We start from the raw sequence: 8172 nt of genomic DNA on the forward strand, positions 1-8172 counted from the left end.
GTCGGCGGGCATCCGAGCCGTACCGAAGGAGACCGGCCATGACCGCCCGCATCTCGCTCGACCCGCCCCGCAGCCTCCTCTTCCGCGCCGTTTCGTGGTATTCGAACCGTACGTACGGCAAGGTCATCGATCCGCTGCGGGCCAGCGCCCACCACACCGGAGTGCTGTGGGCCGGGAGCCGCTTCGAACTGGCGGTGGGCCGCTGGACGAAGCTGGACCCGCAGCTCAAGGCGCTGGCCGTCATGGCGGCCGCGACCACCATCGGCTGCAGCTGGTGCATGGACTTCGGCTACTGGGAGAACCACCGTCACGGCATGGAACCGCGCAAGCTGCGTGACGTACCGGTGTGGCGCGAGAGCGAGGCGTACAGCCCGCTGGAGCGTGACGTCATGGCGTATGCGGAGGCGATGAGCCTCACCCCGCCCGAGGTCGGGGACGAGCTGGTGGAGCGGCTGCGCACCACGCTCGGCGAGGCGGCGCTCGTCGAGCTGACGACCATGGTCGCGGTGGAGAACATGCGTTCCCGCACCAATTCCGCCCTCGGTCTGACGAGCCAGGGTTTCAAGGACCGGTGCGAGGTGGAACGCCCCGCGGCCGGCTGACCGATGCCGTTCGGCCACTGAACGACGATTCAGCAGTGGCCGCATTGACATGAGCGGTTCCGCCTCCCGATACTGACCAGCGATTCAGTAGACCGATCCATTGGTGTCGGCCCGTCCGTAACGGGAGGCAGTGCCCCACCCCGGGCCCACCGTGATCACCGTGACCGAGGAGCCCCCCCGATGACGACACCTCCGGCGTCCCCCTCCGCCGCACCCACGGCGCCGCTGATATCGCTCACCTGGACCGACCACGTCACCGGTCGTCAGGGGCATCTGGTCGTGGACCGACTGGTGCGCGGGGTGGCCAGCGGTGGGCTGCGGATGCGGGCGGGCTGCACGCTGGACGAGGTGGCGGGGCTGGCCCGCGGCATGTCGATGAAGGAGGCCCTCCACTTCGACGCCGACGACACGAACGCCCGCTGCATACCGCTCGGCGGCGCCAAGGGCGGCATCGACTGCGATCCGCGCGACCCGGAGGCGTACGGCATTCTCGTGCGCTATCTGCGGGCCGTGCGCCCGTACATCGAGAACGTGTGGACGACGGGCGAGGATCTGGGGCTCACGCAGGACCTCGTGGACCGGGCGGCGGCCGAGGCCGGGCTGGTCTCCACGGTCCAGGCCGTCTATCCGCTGCTCGACGACGAGACCGCGGCCCGGCAGCGGCTCACCGACGCGTTCGCCGTCGAGATGGACGGCATCGGGCTCGACGAACTGGTCGGCGGCTGCGGGGTCGCCGAGTCGGCGCTCGCGGCACTGGACCGGGCGGGCGTTCCGTACCGGGAGGCGAGGGTCTCCGTACAGGGGCTCGGTACCATGGGCGGGGCGACGGCGCGCTTCCTGGCGCGGGCCGGGCTGAAGGTGGTGGCCGTGGCCGACATCAAGGGCACGATCGCCAATCCGGCCGGCCTGGACGTCGAGGCGCTGCTGGCCGCCAGGGACGGGTACGGAACGGTGGACCGCCGCGCGCTCCGGGACGGGGACCGGGAGCTGCCCGCCGACGCCTGGCTCGCACAGGACGCCGAGATACTCGTACCGGCAGCCGTCTCGTATGCGATCGATGCGACCAACCAGGCCCGGATACGGGCTCGTTGGCTCGTGGAGGCGGCCAACATGCCGGTGCTCCCCGAGGCGGAGGCGCTGCTCGCGGCGCGCGGGATCACGGTGTTGCCGGATGTGGTCGTCAACTCCGCTACGAACGCCTGGTGGTGGTGGACCCTGTTCGGCGACATCGGCGCGGACGCCGACGAGGCGTTCGGCCACACCCGCCGCTCGATGCGGGCCCTGATCGACCTGACGCTGACCCGCGCCGAGGCCGACGACTGCACACCGCGGGCCGCCGCGCATGCCATCGTCGCGGACCGGCTGCCGGTGATGGCGGAACGCTTCGGCTGGTACAGCTGATCCCAACTGTCCACCGGACAAAGGCTGTTGCAGCATATCGTGGACATGTACGGCGCATAGCCGCCATGGCAGCTTCCCGCCAGACCGCATCCGGTTCCAATTCGGCGTGCCCCTGACACTCTCACCTCACCACCCCCTGAAAACACACGAGTTCACGAGGTGAGAATGAGACGGACCAGATGGGCCGCGGTCTGCGCCACCGCGCTCGCCGCCGCCCTTGCCGGTGGAACACTCCCCGCCGCCGCCGACAACACACCCGCCTTCGCCACCCCGTCCACATCCCCGGGGACCGCCGGCGGGAGCAGCACCGTCACCCTGCTGACCGGCGATGTGGTGACGTACTCCGGCCGCGGGAACGGCGTACAGATCAGCTCGATCGTGCCGGGAGCCGGCCGTGAGGGCATGGGCTTCACCCGCTTCCGGGCCGGGGGCCACGAGTACGCGGTGCCCATCGACGCCATCGGCCAGATCTCCCTGGGCCGTGTGGACCAGCGGTTGTTCGATGTGACCGAGCTGGTCGCCTCGGGCTACTCGGACGCCGATACGGACTCGCTGCGCATCCTCGTCGGCAGCGCCGCGTCATCGTCCGCGGCTCCCGGAGCCCCGAAGGGCGCGCGGGTCGCCGCGGCCTTCCGGGCCACGGAGACCACCGCGCTCAATGTCCCGAAGAAGTCGGCCGACACCGTCTGGAAACAGCTCGGCACAAAATCGCGGGCCCGCATCGCGGGCATCGGCAAGGTTTGGCTCGACGGCAGGGTGCGGGCCACGCTCGACAGATCGGTACCGCAGATCGGTGCCGACCGGGCGCACCGTGCCGGGATCACCGGGAAGGGCACCAGGGTCGCCGTTCTCGACACCGGCTACGACCGGGACCACCCCGATCTGAAGAGTGCCGTCGTCGCCTCGCGGGACTTCACCGGTGACGGCGACGTGCAGGACATGCAGGGCCACGGCACTCATGTGTCGTCGATCATCGCCGGTTCCGGGGCCGCCTCGGGGGGCCGGTACGCGGGTGTCGCACCGGGCGCGCAGCTCGTCGAGGGCAAGGTGCTCGGCAACGACGGCTACGGCTACGACTCCTGGATCCTGGCGGGCATGCAGTGGGCCGTCGACCAGGATGCCGAGGTCGTCAACATGAGCCTCGGCTCGACCGTGGCGTCCGACGGCACCGACCCGCTGTCCGCCGCCGTCGACAAGCTCTCCGCCGAGCACGACACCCTCTTCGTCATCGCCGCGGGCAACAGCGGCGACCGCACGATCAGTGGGCCCGGCGCCGCCGACGCCGCTCTGACGGTCGGCTCGGTCACCAAGTCCGGTGAGATGTCGTCGTTCTCCTCACGCGGCCCGCGGCAGGGTCGGCCTGCCGTCAAGCCGGAGATCTCCGCACCCGGCAGCGACATCGTCGCCGCGCGCGCCGCCGGCACCCTGGACGACGCCGCCGTCACGGAGCAGTATGCCTCGCTCTCGGGTACGTCGATGGCGAGCCCGCACGTGGCGGGAGCCGCTGCCCTGCTGGCGCAGCGGCATCCCGACTGGTCCGGCGCCCGGCTGAAGGCCGCACTGATCGGCAGCGCCTCGCCGGTGGACGGCGCGACGGTCTCCGACACCGGATCCGGCCTCACCGACGTACCGGCCGCACTGGCCACAGCGGTGGTCGCCGAACCCGCCACGCTGGCCGCCCACACCACGTACCCGACCTCCTCCGCCGAACCCCAGAGCCACGAGTTGACCTGGACGAACACCACCGACAAGCCCGTGAGGCTCAGGCTCTCCACGGGGCAGGACAGTGCGGTGCGCCTCGGCGCCGAGACGCTGACCGTGCCGGCGCGTTCCTCCGCCGTCTCGAAGGTCACGCTCGACCCGTCGCGGGTCGAGGCAGGCTCGACGTACGGCGGCGCCGTGACCGCGACCTGGCCGGGAGGCGGACGGGCGACCGTACCGGTCTCGATCCAGGCCGATCCCGAGACGTACACCCTCACCCTGACCGGACCCGCGCCGCGTGAAGGCAGCGAGGCCACCTCGACGGGTGTGGTTCTGCAGAACGAGAAGGCCGGCACGTCCCAGCTGATCGGGCTGACGGGCACCACTCCGAAGAAGGTGACACTGCCGCGCGGCAGTTACCGGGCCCTCGGACACACCTGGGAGTACGACAAGGTGGGCAACACCGTCGTCGGCACCACGGCGATCCACTTCGCCCGGCGGGTGACGGTGGATCAGGACACATCGGTCGTCCTGGGCACCGAGGACGCGAAGCCGGTACGGATCGGGGTGGACGACGGATCGGCCCGGGTGGCCCTCCAGTCGGCGACCGGAATCGCCTCGCGGATCGACACCGGCTCCGGCGCCGTGGACACCGGTCTGATCGCGCCGAGTTCCGCCGGCCAGTACCGCGTCGAGGCCGTGCCCACGACCGGGGCGGCACTGGACGGCCTGACATTCTTCGGCGGGCTGAGCTGGCAGCAGCGGGAGGTCGACGCGCACGAGCCCGGCTCCTCGGCGGACGCGCTGAAGCTGCTGCTGTCGCAGTACAGCATCTACAGCTGGCTGGGTACCGCCACGGGCGAGGTCGTCGACATCGGCACCGGGGCGGACACCGACCCGGCGTCGATGGACCTCAAGGGCAAGATCGTGCTGTGGACCCCGGCCACCAGTCAGACCTCGTTCAACAACGCGCTTTACCAGAAACTGACCGACGCGGGCACCGCCGCCATCATGTACGTCGGCTACGGGCTCTCCGTCTACCGGCCGACGCCGGTGCTCCGGCTGGATGAGGCCAGCGTGCCCGCGCTCCGGGACCGGCTGGCCGACGGACCGCTGACACTGACGCTCGACGGCGTCAGCACCGGGGCGGACGCCTACTATCTGCACCACTCGGTCGACGGCCGGGTCCCGGCCGGGGCCGACTGGTTCGACCGGCGGTCCGATCTGGCCAAGGTGCGAACGACAGAGCGCACCCATGGCTATCCGTCCGATCCCAAGGGCATGTACGCCTGGACCACCTGGCACGGTCTGACGCTCTACCAGCAGCTCACCCGCTACCGTCCGCCGTCGGAGCAGACGCTGTACTTCTCCCCGGACGTGGCGTGGACGACGGCGACCTTCCACTACCAGTACGACGTCAGCGACCTGGTCTATCCGCTGGGCACACTGGTCGGCCCACCCACCGTGTACCGCAAGGACGGCGACTACCGGGACGACTGGATGTCCGCCCCCTTCAACCCGGCACTCGGCAAGCAGGCCGGTGCCCCCCAGGTCGTCAGGGAGGGCGACAAGCTGAAGGTGGCGCTTCCGGTGTTCTCCGACGCGGCCGGGCACCGGGCCGAGACCGCACCGGGTGCGGACAGCGGGAGCACGGTTCTGGCGGACGACAACGGAAAGGTGCTGGCCCGCAATGCCGCACCGGGACGCGCCACGTTCGACCTGCCGCGCAAGAACAACTGGTACCGGCTGACCGTCGACGCCACGCGGACGTCGCCGGACCCGGTGACCTGGATGCTCGGGACCAGGGTCACCAGCGAGTGGCGGCTGCGCTCCGGACACGAGAAGTCGGCCGCACCGGCCCGGCTGCTGGACCTCGACTACCGGCTGCCGCTCACCGGCGAGAACGTTGCCGACCCCGCGAAACCGCTCGACTACACGGTCGGCCTCTCCGCGCAGGGCAGCCAGAAGGCGCTTCCCATCGCCTCGCTGAAGGTCTGGTACGCGACGGACGGCACCGACTGGAAGCCGGCCGCGGCTGCTCGCGGGGCGGACGGCCGTTGGAAGGTCACCGTGCCGGCCCTCGGGACCACCAAGGTCGATCTGAGGTCCACCGTCACGGACGCCTCCGGTGCTTCGCTGACGGAGACCCTGATCGACGCATACAACTCCGGCTGCGCCGATATCTGGTGCTGATGGTGCGGGACGGCGCCCCGGGCGTCGGATGAACAGGGGGCGGGGCCGTACGCGGCTCCGCCCCCGTCCTGTCCGGTCCCCGCGCATTCGTTAGGGTGACGCCGTGGCGAGAGTACGGCTGAGCGTGGCGGAACGACGCGAGGAACTTCTGCGCGCTGCCGTCGAGCAGATCGAGGTGCGCGGGGTCGCAGCGGTACGGATCGCGGACGTGGCCTCCGTGCTCGGCGTGAGCAACGCGCTTGTCCTCTACCACTTCTCGACCAAGGAGAAGCTGGTCGCGGCCGCCTTCGCGCATGCCGCCGAAGCCGACCTCGCCCACCTGCGCAAGCTGCTGAGCCGCCGCACGAGTGCGGTCCGGCGGCTGCGCACCGCCGTCCGCTGGTACGCGCCGACGGGCCAGGCCAAGGGCTGGCGGCTGTGGATCGAGGGCTGGGCGGCCTCGCTGCGCGACCCGGCGCTGCGCAACGTGGCCGGCGATCTCGACCAGCAGTGGAAGGCGGAGCTGGCCGAGGTCATCGAGGAGGGCGCGGCCGCCGGTGAATTCCGCTGCGACGACCCGATGTCCGTGGCCTGGCGGCTGACCGCCCTGCTGGACGGCCTGGCCGTACAGATGACGTCGTACGCGGGTCCGCTCTCCCGGGCCACGATGCTGGCCTGGACCGATGAGGCCCTCGCCCGCGAACTCGGCATCGACCACGCGACGCTGACGGCCTGAGACGCTTCGCCGTCTCGGTGGTTCATCCGGGCGTGTCGGCTGTCCGGCGGTCCTGGTGGTGGATGCCCAGCCGTTCGGCGTCGTGTTCGGGGCGAATGGCGACGACCGCGAAGACCCCGGCGGCGAGCATGACCGCTGCTGCGATGAGAAAGGCAATGAGGTAGCCGGCCGATTCCGAGCCCGCGGTGTCGATGATGCGGCCCGTGAGGAAGGGGGCTACGAGGCCGGGCAGTGTGCCGGTGGCCGCGACGATGCCGAAGAGCGCGCCTCGTTGACGGGTGGGCACGACTTCCGCGGTGGTCATGTAGTGCAGGGGGATGGCGATGGCGTGTCCGCCGAAGGCCACCCCGATCAGCACGAGGCGCGGTCCTGAGGCATCCACGAAGGGGAAGACGGCCATCGCGACGCCGGCGACGACCACGGCGGTGCCCTGCAGGGCACCGCTGGACCAGCGGCTGGACACTCCGCGCGATTTCAGGGCGTCGACCAGCGGGGAGAGGGTCAGCAGGAGAACAAGGCTGAAGGCGGAGATGACGCTGATGGCGGTTGCCGCGTGGGCGGGTGTCATCTCCAGCTGCGTTCTCAGGTAGGTGGGCAGCCATGCCTGACTGAGAGAGAGTGCCCAGGCGGCGCCGAAGGCACTGGCGACGGAGCCGAGCACCGTGCCGTTCAGCAGGAGCTTGCGGTAGGGCAGGCGGTGGGCCGGCGGTGTGGTCGCGACGGCCGCGGGTTCGGGATCGCGCGTCGACGGGCCGCCGTGCCGGGAGTGGTCTTCGTGTCCGGTGGAGCCGTCCTGTCCGAAGGGGCCGTCGTGTCCGATTCCGAGCCAGGCCAGGCTCCAGGCGACGCAGACCACCGCGAGCACCGCGTACGCCGAGCGCCAGCCGAATCCGCTGATGAGCCAGGTGAGCACGGGCGCCGATATGAGCGTACCGAGAGCCGCTCCGCCGATTTGGAGCGCGGACGGAAGTCCGCGTCCGGTCGAGGGAAACCACTTGTACAGGGCGTGCATCGACATCGAGGCCGCGGGTCCTTCGGCGGCTCCCAGCAGCACTCGTCCTGCGATGAGCGTGGGCACGGCGGCCACGACGAGGACCGGCAACTGGGCGACGGCCCACAGGATGGTCAGCGTGAAAAGGAGCATCCGGCTCGATATCCGGGACGAGGTGAAGCCGACGAGCAGTCCGGAGAGGCTGAACAACAGGTAGAACGAGCTGGAGATCAGGCCGTAGGTGCTGTTGCTGATGTCGAGTTCGTCCATGATCGGGACGGCGGCCAGACCCAGGACGGACTTGTCGGCGAAGTTGATGACCATGAAGGCCACGATCATGGCCGTGATCAGCCAGGCGCGGCGAGGGGTGCGTTCGGGTTCGGGCACGCTCGGGTACGCAGCTACGCGGCCGGTGGCGGGCTCGGTGGAGCGGGTGACCATGGGTGACTCCTGCGCGGGTGCGGGGGTACGGATGGGCCCGGCTGGTGTGTCGGCAGCGCACGAGCCTGCCCGGCCTCGTGGGCGTGTGGTGAGCCGGTGGGCGGGCCGGGGCCGGGATCTCCCGGCCC

5 protein-coding genes are annotated in these 8172 nt (G+C 70.6%); 4 read left to right on the top strand and 1 reads right to left on the bottom strand.

Annotation, left to right across the window (positions count from 1 at the left end; all coding sequences use genetic code 11):
* The first annotated feature begins 38 nt into the window (after positions 1 to 38).
* From ACFU8Q_RS36125 to ACFU8Q_RS36140, 4 genes are all read left to right on the top strand, one after another.
* The gene (locus tag ACFU8Q_RS36125) at positions 39 to 602 is read left to right on the top strand and encodes a carboxymuconolactone decarboxylase family protein (protein WP_384462748.1); all 564 of its coding nucleotides are present in this window, start codon (positions 39 to 41) and stop codon (positions 600 to 602) included.
* 180 nt (positions 603 to 782) lie between these two features.
* Positions 783 to 2003, top strand: coding sequence for a Glu/Leu/Phe/Val dehydrogenase dimerization domain-containing protein (locus ACFU8Q_RS36130; RefSeq protein WP_384462751.1), 1221 nt, complete (start codon positions 783 to 785; stop codon positions 2001 to 2003).
* Between the two features lie 165 nt (positions 2004 to 2168).
* Positions 2169 to 5897: a S8 family serine peptidase gene (locus ACFU8Q_RS36135; protein ID WP_384462754.1), complete on the top strand. Its 3729-nt coding sequence runs from the start codon at positions 2169 to 2171 to the stop codon at positions 5895 to 5897.
* Between the two features lie 103 nt (positions 5898 to 6000).
* Complete coding sequence (locus tag ACFU8Q_RS36140; RefSeq protein ID WP_384462757.1) at positions 6001 to 6612, top strand: TetR/AcrR family transcriptional regulator; 612 nt, start codon at positions 6001 to 6003, stop codon at positions 6610 to 6612.
* A 22-nt stretch (positions 6613 to 6634) separates the two neighbouring features.
* Here ACFU8Q_RS36140 and ACFU8Q_RS36145 read toward each other — a convergent pair whose 3' ends face one another.
* Entirely contained in the window at positions 6635 to 8044 is a 1410-nt protein-coding gene (locus ACFU8Q_RS36145; RefSeq protein ID WP_384462760.1) for an MFS transporter, read from the bottom strand.
* Between the last annotated feature and the right edge of the window lie 128 nt (positions 8045 to 8172).

The organism is Streptomyces sp. NPDC057543 (assembly GCF_042801895.1).
In the GTDB taxonomy this organism is placed as follows: Bacteria; Actinomycetota; Actinomycetes; order Streptomycetales; family Streptomycetaceae; genus Streptomyces.

Excerpts from the sequence above, each read along its gene's own strand:
- ACFU8Q_RS36125 (WP_384462748.1), top strand. The coding sequence starts at position 39 with ATGACCGCCCGCATCTCGCTCGACCCGCCCCGCAGCCTCCTCTTCCGC.
- ACFU8Q_RS36130 (WP_384462751.1), top strand. The coding sequence starts at position 783 with ATGACGACACCTCCGGCGTCCCCCTCCGCCGCACCCACGGCGCCGCTG.
- ACFU8Q_RS36135 (WP_384462754.1), top strand. The coding sequence starts at position 2,169 with ATGAGACGGACCAGATGGGCCGCGGTCTGCGCCACCGCGCTCGCCGCC.
- ACFU8Q_RS36145 (WP_384462760.1), bottom strand. The coding sequence starts at position 8,044 with ATGGTCACCCGCTCCACCGAGCCCGCCACCGGCCGCGTAGCTGCGTAC.